Origin of the sequence: Anoxybacillus sp. FSL W8-0104 (assembly GCF_038004465.1) — a bacterium.
GTDB classification, from domain to species: domain Bacteria; phylum Bacillota; class Bacilli; order Bacillales; family Anoxybacillaceae; genus Anoxybacillus; species Anoxybacillus flavithermus_G.
In genome coordinates this window covers 1,424,721-1,449,068 of sequence record NZ_JBBOQU010000001.1, presented here as the reverse complement: position 1 = coordinate 1,449,068, position 24,348 = coordinate 1,424,721, and the positions used below count along the sequence as shown (strand labels likewise).

27 protein-coding genes and 1 pseudogene are annotated in these 24,348 nt (G+C 41.2%); 19 read left to right on the top strand and 9 right to left on the bottom strand.

The window, feature by feature from the left end; all coding sequences use genetic code 11:
* Positions 1-8 precede the first annotated feature (8 nt).
* Positions 9-479, bottom strand: coding sequence for a PCYCGC motif-containing (lipo)protein (locus NST18_RS07755; RefSeq protein WP_004890144.1), 471 nt, complete (start codon positions 477-479; stop codon positions 9-11).
* Positions 480-602: 123 nt separating this feature from the next.
* Here NST18_RS07755 and NST18_RS07750 point away from each other — a divergent pair, with 123 nt between their 5' ends.
* The gene (locus tag NST18_RS07750; protein ID WP_232467198.1) at positions 603-1,088 is read left to right on the top strand and encodes a Jag N-terminal domain-containing protein; all 486 of its coding nucleotides are present in this window, start codon (positions 603-605) and stop codon (positions 1,086-1,088) included.
* Here the strand turns inward: NST18_RS07750 and NST18_RS07745 are convergent.
* Positions 1,041-1,544: an IS630 family transposase gene (locus NST18_RS07745; RefSeq protein WP_088223292.1), complete on the bottom strand. Its 504-nt coding sequence runs from the start codon at positions 1,542-1,544 to the stop codon at positions 1,041-1,043. The genes NST18_RS07750 and NST18_RS07745 overlap by 48 nt on opposite strands.
* Positions 1,545-1,570: 26 nt before the next feature.
* Positions 1,571-2,101 carry a helix-turn-helix domain-containing protein gene (locus NST18_RS07740; RefSeq protein ID WP_004890151.1) on the bottom strand — a complete coding sequence of 177 codons (531 nt, stop codon included), beginning with the start codon at positions 2,099-2,101 and terminating at the stop codon, positions 1,571-1,573.
* A gap of 84 nt (positions 2,102-2,185) precedes the next feature.
* Here NST18_RS07740 and NST18_RS07735 point away from each other — a divergent pair, with 84 nt between their 5' ends.
* The 3 genes and pseudogenes from NST18_RS07735 (at position 2,186) to NST18_RS07725 (ending at position 4,467) form a co-directional block, all read left to right on the top strand.
* Positions 2,186-3,715: a DUF342 domain-containing protein gene (locus NST18_RS07735; protein WP_340721324.1), complete on the top strand. Its 1,530-nt coding sequence runs from the start codon at positions 2,186-2,188 to the stop codon at positions 3,713-3,715.
* A 113-nt stretch (positions 3,716-3,828) separates the two neighbouring features.
* Positions 3,829-4,272: pseudogene (locus NST18_RS07730) on the top strand (acetyl-coenzyme A synthetase N-terminal domain-containing protein); the annotation flags it as partial.
* 30 nt (positions 4,273-4,302) lie between these two features.
* On the top strand, positions 4,303-4,467 hold the full coding sequence (locus NST18_RS07725; protein ID WP_230456181.1) for a hypothetical protein: 165 nt from the start codon (positions 4,303-4,305) through the stop codon (positions 4,465-4,467).
* 30 nt (positions 4,468-4,497) lie between these two features.
* On the opposite strand, the gene trhA is transcribed toward NST18_RS07725, so the two are convergent.
* Positions 4,498-5,151 (bottom strand): PAQR family membrane homeostasis protein TrhA, encoded by a 654-nt coding sequence (gene trhA / locus NST18_RS07720; protein ID WP_035018625.1) that lies wholly within the window; start codon positions 5,149-5,151, stop codon positions 4,498-4,500.
* A gap of 95 nt (positions 5,152-5,246) precedes the next feature.
* Between trhA and NST18_RS07715 the strand changes: the two genes are divergently transcribed.
* Complete coding sequence (locus tag NST18_RS07715) at positions 5,247-6,173, top strand: alpha/beta hydrolase (RefSeq protein WP_004890157.1); 927 nt, start codon at positions 5,247-5,249, stop codon at positions 6,171-6,173.
* 42 nt (positions 6,174-6,215) lie between these two features.
* On the opposite strand, the gene NST18_RS07710 is transcribed toward NST18_RS07715, so the two are convergent.
* The 3 genes from NST18_RS07710 to NST18_RS07700 all read right to left on the bottom strand — a co-directional run bounded on the left by NST18_RS07710 (position 6,216) and on the right by NST18_RS07700 (position 8,821).
* Positions 6,216-6,611 (bottom strand): hypothetical protein, encoded by a 396-nt coding sequence (locus NST18_RS07710; RefSeq protein WP_128356927.1) that lies wholly within the window; start codon positions 6,609-6,611, stop codon positions 6,216-6,218.
* A gap of 146 nt (positions 6,612-6,757) precedes the next feature.
* Positions 6,758-7,354, bottom strand: a complete 597-nt coding sequence (locus NST18_RS07705) for a Stand-alone sensor domain-containing protein (RefSeq protein WP_340721323.1) — start codon at positions 7,352-7,354, stop codon at positions 6,758-6,760.
* A gap of 96 nt (positions 7,355-7,450) precedes the next feature.
* A complete protein-coding gene (locus NST18_RS07700; protein ID WP_064221368.1) occupies positions 7,451-8,821 on the bottom strand; it encodes a YjiH family protein in 1,371 nt (456 codons plus the stop codon).
* A 362-nt stretch (positions 8,822-9,183) separates the two neighbouring features.
* On the opposite strand from NST18_RS07700, the gene NST18_RS07695 reads away from it, so the two are divergent.
* Positions 9,184-9,393, top strand: a complete 210-nt coding sequence (locus NST18_RS07695) for a DUF1722 domain-containing protein (protein WP_035018628.1) — start codon at positions 9,184-9,186, stop codon at positions 9,391-9,393.
* A 16-nt stretch (positions 9,394-9,409) separates the two neighbouring features.
* On the opposite strand, the gene NST18_RS07690 is transcribed toward NST18_RS07695, so the two are convergent.
* On the bottom strand, positions 9,410-10,720 hold the full coding sequence (locus tag NST18_RS07690; protein WP_064221369.1) for an APC family permease: 1,311 nt from the start codon (positions 10,718-10,720) through the stop codon (positions 9,410-9,412).
* A gap of 523 nt (positions 10,721-11,243) precedes the next feature.
* On the bottom strand, positions 11,244-12,683 hold the full coding sequence (locus NST18_RS07685; protein WP_064214575.1) for a DDE-type integrase/transposase/recombinase: 1,440 nt from the start codon (positions 12,681-12,683) through the stop codon (positions 11,244-11,246).
* A 164-nt stretch (positions 12,684-12,847) separates the two neighbouring features.
* Here NST18_RS07685 and NST18_RS07680 point away from each other — a divergent pair, with 164 nt between their 5' ends.
* The 13 genes from NST18_RS07680 to NST18_RS07620 all read left to right on the top strand — a co-directional run bounded on the left by NST18_RS07680 (position 12,848) and on the right by NST18_RS07620 (position 24,348).
* Positions 12,848-13,759: a metal ABC transporter solute-binding protein, Zn/Mn family gene (locus NST18_RS07680; protein ID WP_004890167.1), complete on the top strand. Its 912-nt coding sequence runs from the start codon at positions 12,848-12,850 to the stop codon at positions 13,757-13,759.
* On the top strand, positions 13,756-14,496 hold the full coding sequence (locus NST18_RS07675) for a metal ABC transporter ATP-binding protein (RefSeq protein WP_237811502.1): 741 nt from the start codon (positions 13,756-13,758) through the stop codon (positions 14,494-14,496). Before NST18_RS07680 ends, NST18_RS07675 begins: the two co-directional genes overlap by 4 nt.
* A gap of 5 nt (positions 14,497-14,501) precedes the next feature.
* A complete protein-coding gene (locus NST18_RS07670; RefSeq protein WP_339174003.1) occupies positions 14,502-15,401 on the top strand; it encodes a metal ABC transporter permease in 900 nt (299 codons plus the stop codon).
* On the top strand, positions 15,398-16,267 hold the full coding sequence (locus NST18_RS07665; protein ID WP_340721320.1) for a metal ABC transporter permease: 870 nt from the start codon (positions 15,398-15,400) through the stop codon (positions 16,265-16,267). Before NST18_RS07670 ends, NST18_RS07665 begins: the two co-directional genes overlap by 4 nt.
* Before the next feature lie 264 nt (positions 16,268-16,531).
* Complete coding sequence (locus NST18_RS07660; RefSeq protein ID WP_004890176.1) at positions 16,532-17,773, top strand: MDR family MFS transporter; 1,242 nt, start codon at positions 16,532-16,534, stop codon at positions 17,771-17,773.
* Between the two features lie 206 nt (positions 17,774-17,979).
* A complete protein-coding gene (locus NST18_RS07655; RefSeq protein WP_004890179.1) occupies positions 17,980-18,609 on the top strand; it encodes a PEGA domain-containing protein in 630 nt (209 codons plus the stop codon).
* Between the two features lie 136 nt (positions 18,610-18,745).
* Positions 18,746-19,168 carry a 5-bromo-4-chloroindolyl phosphate hydrolysis family protein gene (locus NST18_RS07650; RefSeq protein ID WP_340721319.1) on the top strand — a complete coding sequence of 141 codons (423 nt, stop codon included), beginning with the start codon at positions 18,746-18,748 and terminating at the stop codon, positions 19,166-19,168.
* A gap of 107 nt (positions 19,169-19,275) precedes the next feature.
* Entirely contained in the window at positions 19,276-20,457 is a 1,182-nt protein-coding gene (locus NST18_RS07645; protein WP_088223288.1) for an IS701 family transposase, read from the top strand.
* A 48-nt stretch (positions 20,458-20,505) separates the two neighbouring features.
* Positions 20,506-20,772, top strand: a complete 267-nt coding sequence (locus tag NST18_RS07640; RefSeq protein ID WP_340721318.1) for a 5-bromo-4-chloroindolyl phosphate hydrolysis family protein — start codon at positions 20,506-20,508, stop codon at positions 20,770-20,772.
* Positions 20,756-21,907: a toxic anion resistance protein gene (locus NST18_RS07635; RefSeq protein ID WP_004890184.1), complete on the top strand. Its 1,152-nt coding sequence runs from the start codon at positions 20,756-20,758 to the stop codon at positions 21,905-21,907. The genes NST18_RS07640 and NST18_RS07635 overlap by 17 nt, the downstream gene beginning before the upstream one ends.
* A gap of 66 nt (positions 21,908-21,973) precedes the next feature.
* Positions 21,974-22,327: a hypothetical protein gene (locus tag NST18_RS07630; RefSeq protein WP_004890186.1), complete on the top strand. Its 354-nt coding sequence runs from the start codon at positions 21,974-21,976 to the stop codon at positions 22,325-22,327.
* Positions 22,328-22,399: 72 nt separating this feature from the next.
* Positions 22,400-24,040: a CoA-disulfide reductase gene (gene cdr / locus NST18_RS07625; RefSeq protein WP_004890189.1), complete on the top strand. Its 1,641-nt coding sequence runs from the start codon at positions 22,400-22,402 to the stop codon at positions 24,038-24,040.
* Between the two features lie 11 nt (positions 24,041-24,051).
* Positions 24,052-24,348, top strand: coding sequence for a rhodanese-like domain-containing protein (locus NST18_RS07620; protein WP_004890191.1), 297 nt, complete (start codon positions 24,052-24,054; stop codon positions 24,346-24,348).

The window sequence follows — 24,348 nt, the reverse complement described above, 5'->3', positions numbered from 1 at the left end:
TCGGTTTTTTACATCGGCTTTGTCGGTGTCGGTTTAGCATAGCCTTCTTTATATGTTTCATCAATAAGACGGCGAATGTCTTTCACAGACATACCTTTTTCATATTGCTCGATTGAAATGGCTGCGATTTCTAAACAAACTCCGCACTTTGTCGCATGGTCATCCCAGACGATGGCACCGTCGCTTTTGTTGTCATATACAAAACAATCATAATTATTTTTGTGATCAACCGATTCACCACAGCCGCAATAACAGGGGATGTTTTCTAACAACGTTTGATGATTTGCAGCCTGTTCGTACAAATGAGCCATGGATTCGTTATGTTTGGCTAAAAAAGACGGCAAACGATGAATGGAAGCCGTTTCTTCGCGTATATCATTTGTTTGATGTTCCTCAGCATGATCATTTTCTTTTTGTGCACATCCACTTAGCAATAAACTAATGGAAAGTATTGCGCTAAATGTAGCTCGCTTTTTCATATCACCCATCCTTTTATTACGAAATTCATTATACAGTCCGACTTTTTTCACTATTTCTTTTTATCTTTTTTACTATTATAATAAAAATAATGGAAAATGATAAGGGAAAAAGGCGGGGGAAAAATGGATTGCATCGAGGTAAAAGGAAACACGCTAGAAGAAGCGATTGCAGAAGGGCTAAAACAACTTCAAGCGACGCGTGAAGATGTCGTCGTTGAAATCGTTCAACAAGAGCGTAAAAAGCTGTTTGGTATCGTTTCGCAACCAGCTGTTGTTCGACTAACGAAGAAGCATCAAACAAAGCAAACTGTTCAGCAGAAAGAAGGAAAAGCGTGGATACAAGACGGAGATTTTTGTTACGAATGTTTGGACGTAGGCCCAACGATCATTATTGGCGAGGGAGTCATTTGTTTGCATAACGGGAAAGCGATCGAAGGAAAGGTGACGTTACAAGAAGGCGACGACGTTCGCATTTGCCCAAAAGAAGAAAGCATTGCACAATCCGTTTGGAGAGTTGATGTAGATGCTATATACATCCAATTTAAAATTTTAACCTCTGGTTCACGCAGTACACCCGATGCGGCGCAACACCTCATCCGGGTGTTGTAGAACGTACTGTTCAAAGCGAGTAATGGACTGGGCAATGTCATTTTGATCCTTGTGAAAAACATTGGCAATCACTTCATCTTTCAACCACTTCCATAACCGTTCAATCGGGTTCAACTGTGGAGAATACGGCGGCAAAAAGATGAAATGAAAAGCAGTACCTTCCTCGCCATCAAGAAAGGCTTGTACCATCTTGGCATGATGAATACGCGCATTGTCTAACACAAGCACGAGGAATTGATCGGCATATTTCTCTTTCAATCGGCGCAAAAAGTCAAGGAACGTTTCGGCATTGGCAGATGAAGCACGATGGAAAACCACATCGCCTTGTTGAACATCGACGGCGCCAAAAATAGAAACGTGGGCATGGTGACCGTAGCTTGGCACTTGTTTTTGATTTCCTACTTCTGCCCATGTCGTACGTAGCGCTTGATAAGCACGAACATGTGTCTCATCCACATAAAACAGCGTGACATTCTCGGTAATTAGTTTTTTTTTATAAATTCAAGTTCTTTTTGAAAGGCAGCTTGACGCTTAGCGTCTCCTTTGACGAGCTTATACGTCGGACGTGTCCATGACAAACGAAGACGATGCAACAACTTACGAATCCCTTCACGTGACATCGAAACGCCATAAGTTTGTTGGATGTAAGATTGTAAAATGCGCGTGTTCCATGATGAAGCGATGCCCCAGCCAGCATCCACAGGTGTGGTAGTTAACACGAGTTGTCTAATTTCTTGTTGTTGTTCTTCCGTAAGAAACGGCACACGACCAGGCGGCAACCGACGATCGAGTAGATGATCGAGCCCACCTTGATTAAACCGTGCAACGTAGATGGCAACGGATTGACGGCATAGATTGACCATTTTGGCCACATCTTTACCGAGATGACCTTCCATGACAAGACGAACAGCGGTCACCCGAACGCGAAGGGAAGCATCTTTGATTTTCCGTTCTTGTTTCCGAAGTGTTCGAGGCGTCCAACCGTGATCATTTGTGATTTTCAAACGTTTCATGCCAATTCCGCTCCTTTTGTATAGAAATATTTAGGAGCAGTATAACCATGAAAAAGGTGTTCATACAGAAGTCATGGTTTTAAGGTGCATGTATATAGAAAGTTAGAAGCAACATTAACGTTTGTGCCTGGGGTGCGACGTCGATATGTACTTGAAGATCAGCAACCATCTAACAAATTACATATACAAGCAAAAATGGAGAATGAGCTCATTTATGATGTGTCATATGAGCAAGTGATGGCGAAACTGCAAGAGTTAGGGATTGTTTACGGCGTGAACGAAGACATGATTCGAGAAGTGTTGCAGTCGGAGAAAAAAGTAAGCACGACTATAGCAAAAGGAGTTGAGCCAATTGAAGGAACAGACGGTTGGGTGGAAGTAAAAGTAGGAGAGGGGAAAAGGAAGCCGAAAGTACGTGAAGATGGAACGGTTGATTATCGTGAAATGGAAACGATCGCAACGGTCGGTGAAGGAGATTTAATCGCGATTGTTCATCCCCCGCAGCCTGGAAAGCCGGGATTAAAGGTGACGAATGAAGTGATTCCTGTTCGCGAAGTGCATCCAGTCATGGTTAAACTAGGCAAAGGTGTAACGATGGATGAAAACCGCATTTTAGCAACAACAGGAGGAAGGCCACAAATGGCAAAAAAAGGAAAAACGGTCGTTGTCTCCATTATTCCAAAGCTCGTTCATCAAGGTGATGTCGATTTATCGGTAGGAAACATTCATTTTAAAGGTGATGTTGAAATTACAGGCAATGTTCAAGACGAGATGGTCGTTGAAGCGCTTGGTAGTATTATGATTTTACAAAATGTCAATCGAGCAAAAATTCGTGCGCAACAATCTATTTTTATTCAACAAAACGTCATTGGCGGTACAGTCACATCAGGTGAAAATAAAATGCTCGTTACACAGCTTATCAGTTTATTACAACAAATTCGCCACTCGCTTGAACGAATGATTGTTGCCATTCAACAATTGATGGTCATGTCAAAAATTCGCGAACAAGATATTTATCCGCTAACGAAAAGGCTGCTTGAAAGTAAGTTTCAAACGATGATGGAAGCAATGAAAAAGTATAAAATGATGTGCGAACAAAAACGCGAACAAATTGGTGAACAATGGTTCGATATTGGCTCACAGTTGGATGGTTGCTTGCTCGCTGATCGTCCGAATCATTTTCATTGTTTAGCAGGCATGGCGAATTTGCTTCGAGAACTAAATACGTTTATCGGGCAATACGACCGCGAAGAAAACGATGCAATTGAGCTTTCTTACGCTTTAAATAGCGTCATTCACGGAAGTGGAGATGTCGTTGTAACGGGAAAAGGGTGTTACAATTGTAACATTTATGCTGGAGGCACATTGACTGTTCACGGAGTGTTACGCGGTGGTGAAGCGTATGCGCAAAAAGGGATGAAAATTAAAGAAGTTGGCTCTTCGCTCGGGATTAAGACTGTATTAGCTGTTCCAAAAGGGGAGACGATCTATATTGAACACGCATGGGAAGGAACAGTTGTACAATTTGGTAAAAAGACGTATACATTTTATGAAGAGAAAAAACACGTTGAAATGAAATGGGACGACGAACGTCAAGAAATTGTATTTGGATAAAAAAGACGCATGGCCAACAAAGCAGATGCGTCTTTTTGTATATTTTTCGGATAATCATATAGTATAATGTAAATGTTCTTAATTTTCTTTCTTTTTGAAGAAGGGGCTAGAAAATGAAAGCGACTACGGATAGGGATATTTTATGGACGCCAACGAAAGAACAAATCGAACAATCAAGCGTGAAAAAGTATATGAATTGGCTAGAAGCAAAAAAAGGGCTTACGTTTGATTCGCATGCGGCGTTATGGAAATGATCGGTCGAGAATCTTGAGCAATTTTGGGAAACGGTGTGGGAATATTGCAGCGTTCAGTCGTCTGCACCGTATACCAGTGTGTTATAAGAACGAAAAATGCCACGGGCAAACTGGTTTCCAGGGGCACGGCTAAACTATGTGGAACACATTTTTCGCAACATGCAGGAGAAGCCAGCGCTTTTGTTCCGTTCCGAACACGTTTCGGTGCGTGAAGTGACGTGGAAAGAGTTAAAACAACAAACGGCAGCCGTCGCTTCGGTGCTGAAAAAACTGGGGGTCAAGCAAGGAGATCGCGTCGTTGCTTAAATCGCCAATCGCCTTTGCGACTTGTATTTGGGCGTCATAGCGTTAAAAGAAGCGGAAGAAAACGAACGAAAACAAATTATCGCCCGCCTTTTCTTACAGCATATTTGGGGATGCGATTTATTCGATGCCGAGATGTTATCGGTTCGTCATTTTGATTTAGTGATGAATGAAACGAAAGAGGTAGAAGTATAAAAAGGCAAGGGACCAAGTCGGTTCCTTGCCTTATAGTAAAACAAATACAGCCAGAAAATGAGCCACAGACCCGCCTAATACAAACAAGTGCCAGACAGCATGATGAAATTTAAAGCCGCGCCATACGTAAAAAACAGCGCCGACTGTGTACAAAATTCCGCCGATGACTAAATATAACACACCGTTTGGCGAAAGGCTGGAAACGAGCGGTTTCCATGCAAATACAATCAACCAGCCCATGATGATATATATAATCGTCGATGTATATAAAAACCGATCGACGAAAAAGCATTTAAATACGGTACCGAAGAGTGCAAGCCCCCAGACGATGCCAAACAATGTCCAACCGATCGCTCCTCTCACCGCTAAAAACAGAAACGGCGTATACGTGCCTGCAATAAAAAAGTAAATCGCCGAATGGTCGAAAATCTCAAACAATCGCTTCCAGCGCCCTTCCGGCAACGCGTGCACAATCGTTGATGACAAATACAAAATAAGCATCGTGCTTCCAAACAACGTGAAACTAACGACGTGCCATGCATTTCCGTACATCGCAGCCATGACCGTCAAAATAACGAGCGCCGCGATACTAAACACCGCACCGATGCCATGAGTAATCGCATGCACGATTTCTTCTTCTTTCGTAAACGTATGGGTAAAAGCCAATAGTCTCATTCCTTTCATTGAAAGACATTTTGTTTATTATATCACATCGATATACATTTTTGTGCATTGTTGTTTTCGTTCGCGACATAATGGAAAAAAGAGAGGTGAGGACGATGCAAATACAGGTAGAAAGGCAACGAAAGACAAAAAAATGGCTTGTACCATCGTTTATTGGTGTATTGTTGCTTGCGGCGATTGCGTGTGTCGCCATTTCCATTTACGTCGGTTGGAATTTGACACATAAAGAGCGAAAAGCAGTCGTCGAAACGCCGAAGGCTTATGAAATGGCTTATCAAGATGTGACATTTACAAGTAAAGACGGCGGACTAAAGCTGAAAGGGTGGGTGATTGAGCCAAAGAAACAAGCGAAAATGACCGTTATTTTTTCGCATGGATATGGCGGCAATCGCTACGAACCAAACGTCCCGTTTTTGCCAATTGCTAAAGTACTAACAGACGAAGGATATCGCGTCATTATGTTTGATTTTCGCGCAAGCGGCGAATCGGAAGGAGACATGACAACGATTGGCGCAAAAGAAAAATATGATTTGCTTGGTGTCATTGATTATGCAAAACAACATTATGCCGAACCGATTGTTCTGTATGGAGTATCGATGGGAGCAGCAACGTCGATTTTAGCAGCAGGAATGGATAAAGAGGTGAAAGCGGTTATTGCTGACAGCCCGTTTAGCGATTTAGAAGGATATTTGCGCACATATATGCCTGTATGGACGCATTTACCGAATGTTCCGTTTACGTATTTAATCATTACCCTTATTCCGATGATTACTGATTTAGATCCAGCCGAGTCGGTGCCGATCAAAGCGGTTGATGCAATTGCTCCACGGCCGATTTTATTTATTCATAGCAAAGCCGATCTATCTATTCCATATGAAGAAAGTGTAAAGATGTACAACAAACATCCAGAAGTGTTTGCACTTTGGCTCACGGACAAAGCCAAACATGTGAAAAGTTTTGCGATGTATGAAGAGGAATATATTAAGCATATGTTAGCATTTCTAGAAAAAGTGCAAAAATAAAAGACAAACCGTCGTTCCAAGAGGGGAGCGACGGCTTTGCTTTTAGTTTGCTTTTTTGAGCATGTGCAATTCTTCCTCTGCACGTGCAATACGGCCGAGTTGATAGTCAAGTCGTTCGTGGATATAGGCAATGTCCTGCTTTGTAGCCATTTCCCCACGAATGTGGGCAATTTCATGACGCATAGCATCTTGAAGGCTACGTTGTTCTAATTGATTGTCTCGAATAGCCTTAATCATTGCCGTATTTTCTTTCATTTGCTCTTTTAACCAATGAATATCTTCTTCCTGCTTATGCACTTTTGTTTTTAATTCATGCATCTCTTGCTTCATTGTTTGTATTTCTTGCTTCATTGTTTGTATTTCTTGCTTCATCCATTGCATGTCTTCGGATAAGTTTTGGACGAGGTTAACGAGCTGGAGGAGAAGTTGTTCTTGCACGCCTGATTCACCTACCTTTCATCATAAAGGTATACGGCATTTCTAGTGGGAAATATGAAGAGGAGTTTGATGAAATGCCTTTGCCGTCATCTTATCATAATTTGTCGAAATGGACAAACTATTTTTTATATATGTGTTTGAATCGCTTATTTTGTCGTACGTGTAGCATACATGCGTTCTTTCGCAACTTGTAATAACTGTTGTAATTGTTCCCCTTCGATTGGATATGTCGCATAGCCGACGAGAAAAGATATCGGGCTATTTTGTTTAATTCGCTTAATTATTGTAGATGGTTTTGCGTTATTTTCGACAGCGATAATTAAATACTGGTCATTTGACCATTTGGCTACGATGTCACTTTTTCTCGTTGTCTCGACTAACAGCTGTTCGAAGGCAGTTTGTTGTTGGGGATGACTGTCTTTTTTCGTTTGGAGCAAATAGATTGTTAAACGACTATCTGGGTCGCGATCAACGAGCGCTGCGATTTTTTCGAATGTACTCGTAGCAAAGTCTTTGCTTTTTAGCTGATATATTAGATCTTTTACACAAGCTTTTCGATCATATCGATTACCAAAATAAATGCCGATAATCGTCTGAAACACGTAAAAACCAATGACAACATATAATTCTGTTCCATGGAGTTGTGTTAAATCAATTGTACCGTTCATAGCCATTATTTCTGGTAACAATACAAGTTGGCTAACGAATAAGCCGATTGTTTTTCCGATATGTTGTTTAAGCATATACGTCACCTCTCTCCATACTATGAATCAAACGCGCCATTGGGATGGACAAATAAAAGTGAAATAAAAAAAGGGCGAGATGACTGCCCTTTTGCGTTAAAAAATGAAATGTGCAATAAAAACGATAATTGGTAACGTAATAAATGTGCGAAGAAGGAAAATGACAACGAGATCCTTAAACGTAATTGGTAGTTTTGACGCAAGTAGCAATCCGCCTACTTCGGACATGTAAATCAATTGTGTTACAGAAACACAAGCGATAACAAAGCGAGTAAATTCGCTTTCAATGCCGCTACCGATAATGGCAGGTAAAAACATGTCCGCAAAGCCGACAACCATCGTTTGTGCAGCGGCTGACGCTTCTGGCACTTGTAGGAGCGTCAAGATCGGTACAAACGGTTTACCGAGCCATTCAAATACCGGTGTTGTTTCGGCGATAATTAGTGCGACCGTTCCAATGGCCATAACGACAGGTAATACGCCTAACCACATATCGATCACGGTTTGTACACCGTTTTTCAATAATTTCCCCATGTCGCTATTGCGCTGTGCCACTTCTGTTGCCTGTTTTAATCCCCATTGAAAAGGAGTATAGCCAGCTGGTACTGTTTCATCAACGGGAGCGTGATGTTCATGATAATATGTGTCTGGCTTTTTTGATAATGGAGGGATACGCGGCATAATGATCGCGGCTACAAGACCAGCAACGACGATCGTAAAATAGTATGCGCCAAACATATGTTCAAGTTTCATATACGTGATGACAACGATGCTAAATGTAATCGATACAACGGAAAAAGTTGTTCCAATCACCGCTGCTTCCCGCTTCGTATAAAAGCCGTCTTCATATTGTTTATTTGTTAACAATACGCCGATCGTTCCGTCCCCTAACCAAGAAGCAATACAGTCAATGGACGAGCGACCAGGTAATTTAAATACCGGACGCATAATCTTTGTTAAAAGTGCGCCACATAATTCAAGTAATCCGAAATCTAATAGTAAAGGTAAAAACAAGCCTGCAAATAAAAAGACGGAAAACAAAATGGGAATGAGACTATACAACAGCAAAGCACCTGTATTTTCTGACCATACCCATTCCGGACCGATTTGCCACAACGTCATCGCTCCTAAAATTGTTCCAACGATGCGCGCAACGACGAACAAACCATTCACATCGAATAAACGCCGAAGAAATGGGCTGTTCATGATGAAAGAAGGATAAGCAATTTTTGCAACGATTGTGCCAACCGTAGCGATAAACATAAATAAAACAGAAATTGTCGGAATGACTGAAGAAAAGTTTCCTTCGACCCATTTAGCTAAAATAGCTACAGGGATCGTCATCTCGCCTTTATAAGGAACAGGGATCATAAATAAAAATACCCCAACAAGCGAAGGAATAAGAAATTTCAGTATGTCAGAGAGATGATGCGATTGTGTATGTTTTTCTTTTTGTACGACATTCATTTTCTAAAACCACCTTCCATTTTATGTTTTGAAAACGGATACATAACATTACTACTATCGTAATATAAAAATGAAAATAGTCAATATAGCAAAATGATTCAGAAATATAAATGAGCGATAAGGACTGCATAAATATGAAAGTATAAAATTATACAAATACACAAATACGAATAAATAATAATTAAGTTATAGTAAAATAGGCAACATAAAGCATAATAAAACAAAGTGACGATATAATCAATCATTTTTTTGTATAAACGTTCAAATTCAAAATTTTTTGTTTTTTTCAACACATTGATGCGTGTATTTTTTCTGTTTATGCGATATGATAAGCGAAAATATGTGTGAAAGGAGTACGGGTAGTGTGGCATTATGGTGAGGAAAAACGGTATGTCCATGAGCTGTTAGAAAAATATCGGGCAGGCAAGCTGCCGCTAAGTAGTGTAACAGCCGTCATTCGTTCATGGGCCATTCGCTATCAAAACGAATATTTGTTGAAACAACGATATTTTCAACCTTATCCAGAACCGTTACTTGACGTGACGGATTCAGGAAAAGGAAGAGATTATTAAAAGAAGCGACAAAGGGTTATCCTTGTCGCTTTTTTGTAACGATATAATATACCGGAATGCCAGATATCGTCACAACAATCGATAAAAATGTATCGAGCGGTGCATGGAGTACCGTACTTATAATAATATATGCTGTGCCAACAATAGCAACAATCGGGGTGAAAGGATAAAATGGCACTCGATATAATTGTTCGTTAGATGGTAATGATTTTCGTAATAAAAATACCGCATAAAAAGCAAAGCCGTAAAATAAAAAGACACTAAAAATAGCAATATCCGTTAAGCGATCTGCATTACCAAGTAACATCATGATAATTGCAATAGTAATTTGCATGAACGTTGCTAATACAGGTGTGCGCCACTTTGGATGGATGCGAGAAAAATAACGAGCAAGTGGAAATAGCCCATCTATTGCCATTGCCAATGGCATGCGAGGGAACGTGAGTACTTTTCCATTTAAACAACCAAAAATAGAAATTAAAATGCCAATAGCGATCAATTTTCCACCAAATGATCCGAATAAAATGGTTGCAGCTTCACTCGCTGCATTCGGACCGAGTGCAACAATGTCATCAGCGCGAAGCACGTGAAGTAATGCTACATTCACAGCTACATAGGCAAACATCACGATAAGAATACCGGTAATAATCGCTTTCGGTAATGTTTTCGCAGGGTTTTTCATTTCCCCAGCAACAAACCCAACGTTCATCCATCCATCGTACGCCCACAATGTTGCTAAAACTGCCGCCCCGAAGTTTATTGCTTGACTAGAGTCGCTATCCATGCCGAAAATAGGTACATTACCCTTGAACACCCCGAAGACAATGATAAGAAAAATAGGTAATAATTTCGCCGCTGTTAAAACACTTTGAACGATTCCACCAACCTGTGAGCCGAGCGTATTTACAACGGACAAAAACAAGACTGCCATGATCCCGATCCAAAGTTCGCTTTCTTTTGGTAGAGAAAAAATACCTGCAAACAGTGTACCAAAATACAGCCCTAGTGCACCGATAACGGCAGGACCGTAAATGATCGTTTGTACCCATCCGCATAAAAAGCCCCAAAACTTCCCGTAAACTTTTTCAATATATACGTACAATCCACCTGTTTCAGGAATTTTTGAGCTCACTTCTGCAATCGTTAACCCACTAGCTAACGTAATGATTCCCCCGATAATCCAAGCGAGAAGAGCAAATGTTGAATTTCCAGTTGCTTCAATGACAACAGCGGGTTTCATAAAGATACCGGATCCTATCACAGTACCAACGACGATGGCTGTTGCTGTAATAAAGCCGATGCTTTGTTTCAATTCTGTTTTCGTCATGTTGTTCACCTCTAAAAAACAGTTGTTTTTTTGTGTCGGACAATCGATATTATAGCATGAGATGAATGAAAACTTCTTTTTTTGAAAATTAAAATATTGACAGGGAGAAAAGAAAAGAATAAGATAAAATTAAATTTGGTTTAAAGAAACTTTTTTAACCTTAATCATCATTGTTTGCTTGTTCCACATGTCACACGTTTTTTGTTCATGCATATAATGGGCATATAATGGGCGGCAAACAAATTTTTTTGGCTTTATGTTGCATTGAGGAAACTTTTATATCCTTATACAACTTTGGTAGCGTCAAAAAATCTATGAAAAGTCATCATGGTCTACCTGTTGAAGGAAAATAAAGAGGATAGTGGAATTGGATTCGCCCTTGACCAACACTCGCCAAAGGAGAAAAACGGTCAGTAAGGGCAAGGGCAGAAAAGAAGGGCATAGGAAAGCAGCCCTTGCCCTATCCTGATTTTACCTTTGGCGAGGTTCGGATGGTCAAGGGTACGCTCCGCCGAATCCGTCCTTAGGATGCAGCTTGTTGGGTCAACATCTCTTGAGCCATGACAATGAGCCTTGCCCAACGTGCCGGCATATGCGGAAGGCTCTCTAATGCTGGGATGACGACCGGTACCCGTTTTTCTAACGCGCTATGCGGACGCAAGAAGTTGAAATACGCCACAAAGAGTGTGACAAAGGAAACCGAGCCTTCTTCTGCGCCAAACCCATGAGTCGGTCGGTAGTTGCCTTTAAACGTTCGGTTGAATCGTTCAATGATCTGTTTAAGTGGTCGATATTCCTCGGACACAGGATCCTCGTTTGTCAGCCCGATGACTTGACGGACATCGAAAGAAATCCCTTGTTGGGCGAAAAAGTGCTGCGCCAACAAGTAGATCGGGTTGCCATCGACGACAAAAGACAAATCTTCAGGAATGGACGGCAGTTTCTTGAGAACATCATCGATCGCACGGATGGCAGAGAGTGTATCCCGATGTGGAGAGACCCGGTAAGACAGCACGACCTTTTTCACGGCATCAAACATAAAAAACAAGTAATGCCAGCACCCTTTGACGCGGATATACGTCTCGTCGCCGCAAAAAGAACCAGACAGTTCGTAAGGAAAGTGATCGATGAAAGGTTTGACGATCAGCGCAACACTGTTGGCATAGTTGATGACGGTCTGATGAGAAATCGACAACCCATGAATGTCTTTCATGATCCTCGCTGTTTTCCGCGCGGAGAGCCCATAGTTGACGTGATACGTCAAGATGAGTCCGAGTGTATGCGAAGACACGGAAAGACGCGACAAATCCACCTTCGACTGTATCGGTGACGACGGTGCCAACGGCTGAAAATCAAAGAGAAACTCACGGAAAATGTATCGAACTTTAAAGGCATACGGCGCATGTTGAAACTGTTCTTTTTCCTGAGGTGTCATCTGTCGCAAGTTTGCTTGGTAAAACGAGCAATCATCATTCTTACATTTGTGGATGTAATAATCGTTGCGCTCTTTGATTTTCTCGAGTGCCTTTAAACAATGTGGGCACCGAAAAATCACTTGTTTGGCAAAACGGCTACGATGGTTGAAACGGCAACGACACACTTTGCATTGATACTGCCCTTTACCCCCGTTGTTGGCGTACACATAATTAGATGGCGCTTGGCACTGTGGACACGTCAATGCATCAGGCACCGTGGTTTTCGTGTTCGCGTGCCTCTTGATCGGCTTCAACGGTTTTCCGTGTTGTTGTTCGTATTCGACAAGAAGATGACGATAGTCTAAACGCGGAAGCGTTTCGATGACAGGCAGTTCATCGACTTGGAGTTTCTGATACGATTGATTCACCGGTTCTTCGTCATCCCAGTCTGTGAGGGACTTTCCAAAAAGTACACCTAGTAAATAAATAATGATTTGATATTGGGTCTTGATTATTTGAAGACATTTGATTAATAATTGAGGTAACAAGCTTGTCACTCCTTTGTTTGGATTGGGTGTGTGGTTACCTCAATCGTACCAAAAACAGCAGGGGTGGCAAGCTTTTTTTGTCGAAAACCGCATAAAATCAATAAAAACTTAGGGTATGTCTTTAAAACTTTTGACAATACCACAACTTTTGAAGGAGGATGTATATGAAAAAATGGTTGGTTGTATGGACCGTTTTATTATTGTTGTTCGGTTGTGAAACGAAAGCACCTAAAAAAGACGTTATTTACGTTGTCGCTACAACGGGGCAAATTGCAGATTTAGTTGAACATGTCGGGGGAGAGTATGTTCATGTGGAAGCGTTGATGGGGCCAGGGGTAGATCCGCATTTGTATAAAGCGACACAAGGTGACATTCAGAAGTTAAGTCAAGCAGACATCATCTTTTATAACGGGCTTCATTTAGAAGGAAAACTCGGAGAAATATTCACAAAAATGTCAAAAACGAAAAAAGTCGTCGCAGTAAGTGAAACGATTCCGAAAGAGAAGTTAATTGAAATAGACGGAGTGTATGATCCGCACATATGGTTTGATCTTGATTTGTGGAGATATGCAACGCAAAAGGTAAGAGACGAATTAAGTGCAGTGGATCCGAAACATAAACAAATATATCAAAAACGAGCAGAAGCATATGAATCTCAACTCATGCAGTTAAAAGAGGAAGCCAAAAAAGAGATGAACGCCATTCCAAAAAAACAGCGTGTTTTAATTACAGCCCATGATGCTTTTCATTATTTCGGTCGTGCGTATGATATCGAAGTAGTTGGCCTACAAGGGTTAAGTACAGATGCAGAATACGGATTGAAAGATATTCAAGAACTTGTTGATATGATTGTTGACCGAAATATTCAAGCTGTATTTGTGGAAAGCAGTGTATCGAAAAAGGCAATTGAAGCGGTTGTTGAAGGAGCAAAACAGCGTGGCCATCACGTTTCGATTGGTGGAGAACTATTTTCAGATGCGCTCGGAAAAAAGGGGACTGAAGAAGGGACGTTCATTGGTATGTATCGTTACAATGTTAAAACGATTGCACAAGCATTGAAGGGGGAAGGACGATGAATCCGCTAGTTGTTGACCAAATGACAGTTGCGTATGATCGGCAACTTGTATTAGAAGACGTATCATTTTCTGTTCCAGAAGGAAAGTTAGTAGGGATTATCGGTCCAAACGGAGCAGGAAAATCAACATTAATGAAGGCGATGTTAAATTTTATTCCGCGTATGCACGGGAATGTTTTCGTATATGGCCAACCGTATGAGAAGCAAAGACATCTTGTCGGATACGTTCCGCAACGAAATTCTGTTGATTGGGATTTTCCAACGAATGCGCTTGATGTTGTATTAATGGGGAGATATGGTCATATCGGACTATGGAAACGACCACGAAAAGAAGACGTAGAGATTGCAATGCAATGTTTAGATAAAGTCGGCATGTTGCCTTATGCGAAACGGCAAATTAGCCAACTATCTGGTGGACAGCAGCAGCGTGTGTTTTTAGCGCGTGCACTCGCACAAGATGCTTCTATTTATCTTATGGATGAACCGTTTGTTGGAGTGGATGCCGCGACAGAAAAAGCGATTATTCAACTGTTAAATGAACTAAAAACGCGTGGAAAAACGGTATTGGTTGTCCATCATGATTTGCAAACGGTGCGAGATTATTTCGATTATGTTTTATTGTTAAATAAACGTGTCATAGCGTTTGGTGAAACGGAACGCACATTCACGTATGATCATATTCAAAACACGTATGGTGGGAAAGTGACTTTTCTCTCTACCACACATATTGTGGGGTGAACGAAATGGATGTTAATGTTCAATGGGTATTTACAAGCATGGCTTTGCTCGGATTGGCGAGTGGGATGATTGGCACGTTTGCCTTGTTGAAGAAACAAAGTTTGATAGGGGATGCAATGGCACATGCCGCGTTACCAGGCATTTGTATCGCTTTTCTCTTCCATGGACAAAAATCGCTTCTCGTTTTTTTAATTGGTGCTGCTTGTTCAGGTTATATGGCAACAGTATGTATTCAGTTTATTGTAAAACATACGCGCATTAAAGAAGATGCTGCCATTGGCATCGTATTGTCTGTATTTTTTGGTTTAGGCATTGTGCTATTAACATGGATTAATCAACATGAAGGTGGAAATCAGAGCGGGATCAATGACTTTTTGTTCGGAAAAGCAGCATCGTTAACTGGAAATGATGTGAACGTTTTAACCATAACGGCTGTACTAATGGTTATAACGATCCTCTTTTTTTTCAAAGAGTTCAAAATCATTACATTTGATCGAGCATTTGCGCAAGGAATCGGTATACCTGTGTCGTTGTTGAATGGTGTGCTTATGTTTTTAATCGTTTCGGTTGTTGTGATTGGTTTACAGGCTGTGGGCGTTGTGTTAATGTCTGCGCTACTCATTACGCCGGCGTTAGCTGCAAGATATTGGACTGAAAGACTCGGATGGATGACATTGTTAGCCGGCGTATTTGGTGCTTTATCTGGAGTTGCTGGGGCATATGTGAGTTTGATTGCTTATGTGCCTACCGGTCCACTCGTTATTATTTTTGCGACGGCTCTGTTTCTCTTCTCGTTTTTATTCGCCCCGAAACGTGGTTTATGTAGCAAAATCATTCGTCGGCATGTAGAAAGAAAAAAATTGCGCGTGAAACAACTAATGTATGAGCGAGGGGAGCAGTTATGAGTTATACGATTTGGATTTTGCTTACTGCAACTCTTGTCGGGATTAACTGTGGATTAGTCGGTACATTTCTCGTATTACGGAAAATGTCGATGCTCTCTGATGCGATCAGTCATAGCGTATTGCTAGGAATTGTGGGGGCGTATATGGTAAGCCATCAACTGCAAGGGGTGTCTATGCTCATCGGCGCTTTGCTTGTCGGATTGCTAACAACATTTCTCGTCCAATTGTTGCATCAAAAGGGGGTGCAAAGTGACGCAGCCATCGGGGTTGTGTTTACATGCTTGTTTGCGATCGGGGTTGTCCTCATTTCCTTATTCGCAGATCGTGTTCATTTAGATGTCGAACATGCGCTGATGGGTGAAATTGCATTTGTGCCGTGGGATGTGCTGGAAGTTGGCGGACGAAGTATTGGACCGAAAGCCGTTTGGTTGCTTGGATTTGTTTTAGCGATCAATATATTCGTTATTGTTTTTGCTTACAAAGAATTAAAAATTAGCTCATTTGATCATGAAATGGCAATTACGCTTGGAATTCCGGTCGTGCTGATTCACTACGTATTAATGGGGATGTTGTCGTTAACGACTGTTGCCTCATTTGATAGTGTTGGTGCCATTTTAGTTGTAGCGATGCTTATTGTACCGAGTGCAACAGCTTATTTATGGACGGATCGACTTAGCATGATGCTTATATGTAGTGCTTTTATCGGTGTATTGGCATCGGTGATCGGCTACGTGGGAGCGACAGCATTCAACGTCTCTATTTCTGGAGCAATTTCTGTATCAACCGGTGTCATCTTCTTTGTTTCATTATGGATCGCTCCAAAACATGGGGTATTGCGGAAATGGATGAAAAAATCTCCTGCCTAGGCAGGAGATTTAATCTTTTATGGCAGAAAGAAATGCATCAACAACGCCTACATCATTTGTGATTAAAAAAGCAGGAAGTAACGTTATAATTGTCACAACTGTCGCATATGAGACGATAATATTTTTTCATTATTTTCATTGTGTTCACTTCCTTCTGATTTTATTTTCTTAATTTTTTGTATTTTTGTCAATATTTTTTTACAAGAGAAATTTTTGTACGAAAATGGTATAATAAAAAAATAGTTGTTTTTAAGGGGGGATACGATGCGAATACGAGATTGGGATCGAAACTTACGTATTCGTTTAATTGGGGAATCACTCGTTGGAGTTACTTTTTGGATGATATTTCCTTTTATCGCTATTTATTTTTCTGGCATATTCGGTCGAGAAAAAACAGGTGTATTGCTTGTTATTTCGCAATTATTTTCGGTAATTGCTAATTTACTTGGAGGGTATTTTGCTGATCGCTTTGGAAGAAAAAAAATGATGGTGCTCGCTGCGTGTGGGCAGGCAGTTGCTTTTTTCTTATTTGCATTAGTCAATTCTCCACTATTCTCATCACCTGTGATGAGTTTTATTTGTTTTGCCCTCGTAGGCGTATGCGGTTCACTTTATTGGCCTGCTAGTCAAGCGATGGTTGCCGATGTCGTGGCAGAAAAGGATCAAAGTAGTGTATTTGCTGTATTTTACACGATGAATAATGTAATGGTCGTTATTGGTCCGCTACTTGGAGGAATTTTTTATCCACAACATTTTTTTTACTTACTGCTCGTTGCCGGAATATTTTGTGCAATTGTTGCTACCGTTTTGTTCATTTACTTAGAGGAAACGGCACCGTTGTGGGCGAAAACGACAGGAACATGGTACACCTTTTTTGTTGAGCAATTAAAAAATTATCGTCTTATTGCGAAAGACCGCACGTTTCTTTTGTTTATCATTGCTGGTGTCCTCGTTGCCCAAACGTTTATGCAACTTGATATTTTAATCCCTGTGTATGTGAAAGACGTTGTTTCAGAGCAAACGTTAATTTCTACCGATCATTGGTCACTTTCGTTGAGCGGAGAAAAAGCATTTAGTGTACTTATTGCTGAAAATGGATTGCTTGTTGCTTTATTTACGGTGGCGGTAACGAAATGGATGGGAAACTACAAAAAAAAGTCGGTATTTGTATGGTCCTCTCTTTTGTATGGACTCGCTATTTTCTTTTTCGGTCAAACGACATCCCTTTGGATCATGGTCATTTTAATCGGTATATTTACACTTGCGGAACTTATGACGGTTGGTTTACAACAAACATTTGTCGCTAGATTAGCCCCTGATCATATGCGTGGACAATATTTTGCTGCAGCGAGCCTACGTTTTACGCTTGGGCGCATGATGGCTCCACTCGCTTTGACGCTTCCTTTTGCGTATCATTGGACGTTTTTTATTTTAATGTTACTTGCCGTATGTAGCGCATGGTTGTATGCTGTTATGTTTCAAATGATGGGAGGAAAGCGTGCATGATTATTCTCATTCGGCATGGAAAGCCTGTTTGTAAAATGGTACACAAGCAAGAAAAAGTAGGCATATTGGGAAGTTGTGACGTTATCGTTGACAAGGCGCACACCGTGATGTACATATATGGTGTGTAGCCCCTTCTCTTTCTCATATTTTCCCTTTTCTTCTCATACATATGATGATGTAAATATGAGAAAAGAGGGGAAATACGTGTGAATGAAAAAGGGGGATTACAAAAAGAAGCGATGACACGAAGCGAACGACGAAAACGAAAACAACGATTTGTTTTTGTATGTTTATTATTCGTTGTAAGCGCGTGTGTCGTCGGTGCATGGGGAGTGGCGAAACAAGAGACGAGTGAACAGAAAGTAATTGAGCAATTCATCACCGCGTTACGTCAAGAAGATATGAATACGTTGAAACAGTTCATTGATGCTCCATTAGAAGAAAAGGCGTCACTTTTACCACTTTTTGCGTATTTACGTAAACATCCAGAGGGTTATGACCAAATAAGGAAAGAGTTAGCGCAACAAAAAGATGATCGAGTTTACATAAAAGGATTAACGTCAACTCCGCCGATTTTTTTAATGAAATTGTCGCAAGGAACGTACAAATTTGAACCGACGCTGTATCATGTATATGTGCAAACGAACGAGCAAGGGGCTCGTATTTTGATTAACGACACATACGTCGGTGAAACGAATGCATCGTTAGTGAAAGTAGGAGAGTATGTTCCAGGCCTATATGAAGTGAAAATGGTGACAGATGAACGAGAACAAACGAAGCAAATATCGCTCTTTGGAGGAGAGCGGATTCGTATCGTTCGTTTCGATTCGAACTAAAAGATGCAACGACATGTTGCGTCTTTTTTTGTCAAAGTCGAAACATATCTTCTCGTTCGTACGTAATATAGTCATCATTTTCATTTCATAAAAAATCATAGTAAAATAAAGGAACATAGACGATGGGAGGACAACAATGAAACGGTTCATTCGAACAATATGGCGATGGTTTGTATCATGGAATATCGGTTTATTTAGTGCTCTGATCTCGCTGCTTGCATTTCGTTTGCCTTTTTTCATTTCATTTTTGATTGGTGTAAGTGTAGGAGTGATTTATTCCGTTTACATGAAGAAAAAAGAAAAGAAGGATCGATTGCATGATTTTAAAGACGAGCGATTGAAAGATGCGAAAAAAAAGGTTCGGAAAATCGGACAAAGTTTATGGCGAATTCGTTCGATTTCGATGTTTTCTAAGCTTTCTCGTTTATACTCCATCTGTCAAAAAATAATTGAAATTGTCGAAAAGCAACCAGATCGTCTCGCTGTCGCGCAACCGTTTTTTAACACAACATTGGACTCCATTGTTACCATTATTGATAAATATATTTACTGTAGATGAGCAAATTCGCTAACATAAATTTACAACCAAACAAAAAAGGAGACATGAACCCGATTCCTTGGTTAAAATAGATGTGCCACAACTATCCACAAGGAGGTTCATGTCTCATGAATAGATTAGCACATCATCAAGGAATCCACAAGTTTTTCATAACGTTAGGGTTGGCGCTTTATTTCTCGAAACCTGTGATGAAGCATCTCGTTCATATCGTGGATGCGATGATTACAAAGGGCTTTTCGGGAACGCTGACCGATCTACATCATGGGAGTTTTCATCCGAACCATCGCACGACACTGAGCCATTTTTTCACGAAAAGCCCATGGGAGGAAGAGACGCTGCTTCGCAAACTCCAACAGTGGGTGCTTCATCGTGTCGAACGCAGCTCGAAACGAGAGAATCAACCCATTTTTGTTTCGATCGATGATACGATTTGCCAAAAAACGAAGCCCTCGTCACGGGCAACACACGCCATTCAAGGGTGTGATTGGCACTATTGTCACGCAGAGAAAAAATCGATTTGGGGACATTCTCTCGTTTGGCTCATGGTTCATACGATGACTCAAGCGTTTCCTTTTGCCTTTCGCCTCTACGACAAGACGGCGGGGAAAAGCAAAGGGGAACTCGCGATCGAGATGCTTTCTTCGTTGGATGTGAGTCGCCCCGTTTATGTGCTCATGGACTCTTGGTATCCATCGAAAACCCTCGTGGGAGCCTGCTTGAAAAAAGGGTTCCACGTCATCGCGATGCTGAAGACGAATCGGATTCTCTATCCAAAAGGGACGGCCATTCAAGCAAAAGAATTTGCCAAATCTATGGAGCCACGGGATACCCGCCTCGTCACGGTGGGAAAAGAGCGTTATCGGGTGTATCGCTACGAAGGCGCTCTGAACGGTCTCAAGGATGCCGTGGTGCTGCTCGCATGGAAAGCCGATCAGCCGATGACGCCGAAACATCTTCATTGCGTCTTGAGCACCGATCGCGAGCTAAGCGATGAAGAGATCTTGCGCTACTATGCTGCACGTTGGTCGATCGAATGTTTTTTCCGTCAAGCGAAAGACCAGCTGAAACTCGATGGATACCGCGTTCGCGGGCGTCGGGCGGTGAAACGGTATTGGATCTTGGTGCAACTTGCGTATATGTACAGCATGTTCGAGTCGAACAGTGATTTTTCGGATGGGCTCGATCTCCTGCGCAAGAGAAAAGGACATAGCCTCGTGGAGTTCATTTACCGTGCAGCGAAACAAAATATTCCCATTGATACCGTGAAAAAACAGCTCCACGTGGCATAAGGGGTACCCTGTTTGTCTCTTTTTAAATGGTAATTATTGTAACGAAAATTGCTCAACTACAGTATTTATTTAACAAAACAACCCGTAAAAAGTGAGGAGATTCGACAGGCGATGAGGGAAGCAGAGGGAGCACTTGATCTGGCGCTAATGAAAGCGGAAAATGAACTGTTGGACATGCTTGAAGAAGATTTGTTTGATTTAAAGACGGAAGTAAAGCTTGTGAAACATACGATTGCATCAGACGATCCCTTTTCTTTACCAACAAAACATACAATAACAGTGACGGAGGAGAAAAAGCATGAGCAAAAACGATGAAATGCTTTGGACAAGTTCGATCGATTCGTTGCTTGCCAGTCCATTTGGCGAAGTGACAGAAGCAAGCGTCAATCCATCATCTCCGCGTCTCATTGATCAATTAAAAGAAGAGCATCGACAGAAGGCGTTAGCACTTGCTGAGCAAATTGATCCGCGCAATCATCAAGCTATTTTACAATATGGAGTAGCAGCGCAAGCGGAGTTGTCACGCTTTTCCCATTCGATTTTAAATCATGTGCAAAAGAAAGATGTTGGACCTGTTGGGGAAGTCATTCATGAACTTATGATTAAAATGAGAGAAGTTAATGTAGAAGAATTGACAATGACTAAAAAAAGCTTCTTAGCTCGCATGCTTCAATCTGTTACACAGTCCGTTCAACATATTTTATCTAAATATCAAAAACTTGGTGTGGAGATTGATCGCATCGCGGATCAACTTGAGAAACATCGTCAAATGTTATTTCGTGACATTATGATGTTAGAAACATTATATGAAAAAAATAAAGAATACTTTGATGCCTTAAACATTTACATCGCTGCAGCGGAGTTGAAATTAGAGCAACTGCGAACAAAAACGATTCCAGAGCTAGAGAAAAAGGCATTACAGTCACAAAATCAAATGGACGTGCAAGAAGTCAATGATATGATTCAATTTGCTGATCGACTTGAAAAACGGATTCATGATTTAAAATTAAGTCGACAAATTACAATTCAAACGGCACCGCAAATTCGGCTCATTCAACATGTCAATCAAACGTTAGTTGAACGTATTCAATCGTCCATTTTAACAGCCATTCCACTCTGGAAAAATCAACTTGTTATCGCACTAACGCTCTTCCGCCAAAAGAAAGCGGTAGAGGCACAAAAAGCGGTAACAAAAACGACGAATGAGCTGTTGCTGCGTAACTCGGAAATGTTAAAAATGAATACGATTGAAGCAGCCAAAGAGAATGAAGAAGGGCTTGTTAGCATCGATACGTTAAAAAAGACGCAAGAAAATTTATTAGAAACACTTGAAGAAACATTGAAAATTCAACAAGAAGGGCGCATGAAGCGTCAGCAAGTGGAACGAGAGCTTGTTGAAATGGAAGAACAATTAAAACAGAGGTTGCTTACACTAAAAAGGGCTGAATAAAATCAGCTCTTTTTTATTGATTTTATATACCTGTTAGGGTATGATGTAAAAGGGAGGTAAGACAACATGACTTATATAGTAATCGGTGTGCTCGTGCTATATGCTTTATATTATCGCTATGTACCTGTTCGTGGTGTCAAAGAGTTGACGTCTTTATCATCATATGAACAAGTGACGTTGCTTGATGTACGTGACTACAACGAGGCAGACGAAATGAATGGGGCTCTCCGCGTTCCCGTTGCATACTTAAAACGTTATTATCAAACCATTCCGAACCGTCAAGTGATTGTCATTGCAAAAAGCAATCTAGCGAAAAATGTCGCGATCCGTTTACTTAGACGTTATCATTTCTCAATAGAAGGATATTATATAAAAGGGCACGAGCATGTAAATGAGTTAAATATGGTAAAATGTCACTAACTGTTCAAACTTTATGAAGCAATTGTTTGTTATAATACGGTTACACGTACTTGTATACGGAGGGGATGTACAATGAGAAAAATCGTCATTGTTGGTGGTGTGGCTGGAGGTGCTTCCGCTGCGGCACGTTTGCGTCGGTTAAGCGAAAAAGATGAAATCATTATGTTTGAACGCGGTGAATATATTTCATTCGCAAACTGCGGGCTCCCTTATTACATTGGGGATGTCATTCAAGAACGAAGCAAGTTGCTTGTTCAAACGGTTGATGGCATGTCAAAACGGTTTCGTATTGATGTGCGTAACTTAAGTGAAGTGACGAGTATTAATCGTGAGCGAAAAACGGTAACGGTAAAACATTTACGAACAGATGAACAATATGAACAACCGTATGATGTTCTTATTTTATCGCCAGGGGCAAAACCAATCGTCCCACCAATTCCAGGTATAGACGAAGCAAAAGCGCTTTTTACGTTGCGCAATGTGCCTGATACGGATCGTATTCGCTCGTTCGTTGATAATGAAAAACCGAAACGAGCTGTCGTTATCGGTGGTGGCTTTATCGGTGTAGAAATGGCTGAGAACTTAACAGAACGCGGTGTGCATGTGACGCTTGTAGAAATGGCGAATCAAGTGATGGCACCGATCGATTACGAGATGGCAGCGATTGTGCATACACATATGAAAGAGCACGGCGTTGACTTGATTTTAGAAGATGGCGTACAGGCGTTTGAAAACGAAGGACGGCGCGTCGTGTTAAAAAGTGGACGCACGATCGAAACAGATATGATTATTTTAGCCATTGGTGTCCAGCCAGAAAACCAATTGGCGAAAGAGGCAGGATTAGAACTTGGTTTTCGTGGTGCCATTAAAGTGAACGAACATTTACAAACGTCTGATCCGAACATTTTTGCGATCGGTGATGCTATTGAAGTGAAAAGCTTCATTCATGGATTTGAAACATTCATTCCGCTCGCATGGCCAGCGAATCGACAAGGGCGGCTTGTTGCTGATTACATTAATGGCCATGATGTGAAGTACAACGGAACACTCGGCACGTCAATCGCTAAAATTTTTCATATGACTGTAGCAGCCACAGGATTGAACGAAAAAATATTAAAACACCACGGCATCGATTATGAAGTTGTTCACGTTCATCCAATGAGCCATGCGAGCTATTATCCAGGCGCAACACAAATGACGTTAAAATTAATTTTTGATCGTCAAAGTCGCATTTATGGAGCGCAAGCAGTCGGACAAGATGGCGTGGACAAACGTATTGACGTTATTGCCACAGCGATAAAAGGTGGATTGACAGTATATGATTTACCAGATTTAGAATTGGCCTATGCTCCACCGTTTTCATCAGCAAAAGATCCAGTCAATATGGCTGGATATGTAGCGTCAAACTTGTTAGATGGTATGGTAGAAACGGTGCAATGGCATGAAATTGATAATATTGTGGCGAACGGTGGATTGCTCATTGACGTTCGCACACCGAAAGAATTAGAAACAAGAGGAGCAATTCCAGGAAGCATCAACATTCCACTTGATGATTTGCGCGACCGCCTCCATGAATTACCGAAAGATCAAACGATTTATGTGACATGTCAAGTCGGTTTGCGCGGATATTTAGCTACTCGTATTTTAAAAGAACATGGCTTTGAAGCCAAAAATTTAGACGGTGGTTATAAATTGTACTCGAGTGTGAAGTAGGAGGAGTAGGTATGTTTGAAAACATTTTACCGACACAAGCGGATAAGCTACGTCATGAAGCAAATGTCGAAGTTCTGGATGTTCGGGAAGTGCATGAAGTGGCGGCAGGAAAAATTCCAAATGCGCGCCATATTCCGCTCGGGCAACTATTTGCTCGTTTAAACGAGCTTGATCGAAATAAAACGTATATCGTTGTTTGTCATTCAGGTGGGCGAAGTGCATTAGCGTGCGAATGGCTATCTGAACGCGGCTTCCATGTAAAAAACATGGTAGGCGGCATAATGAATTGGGAAGGAGACGTGGAATAA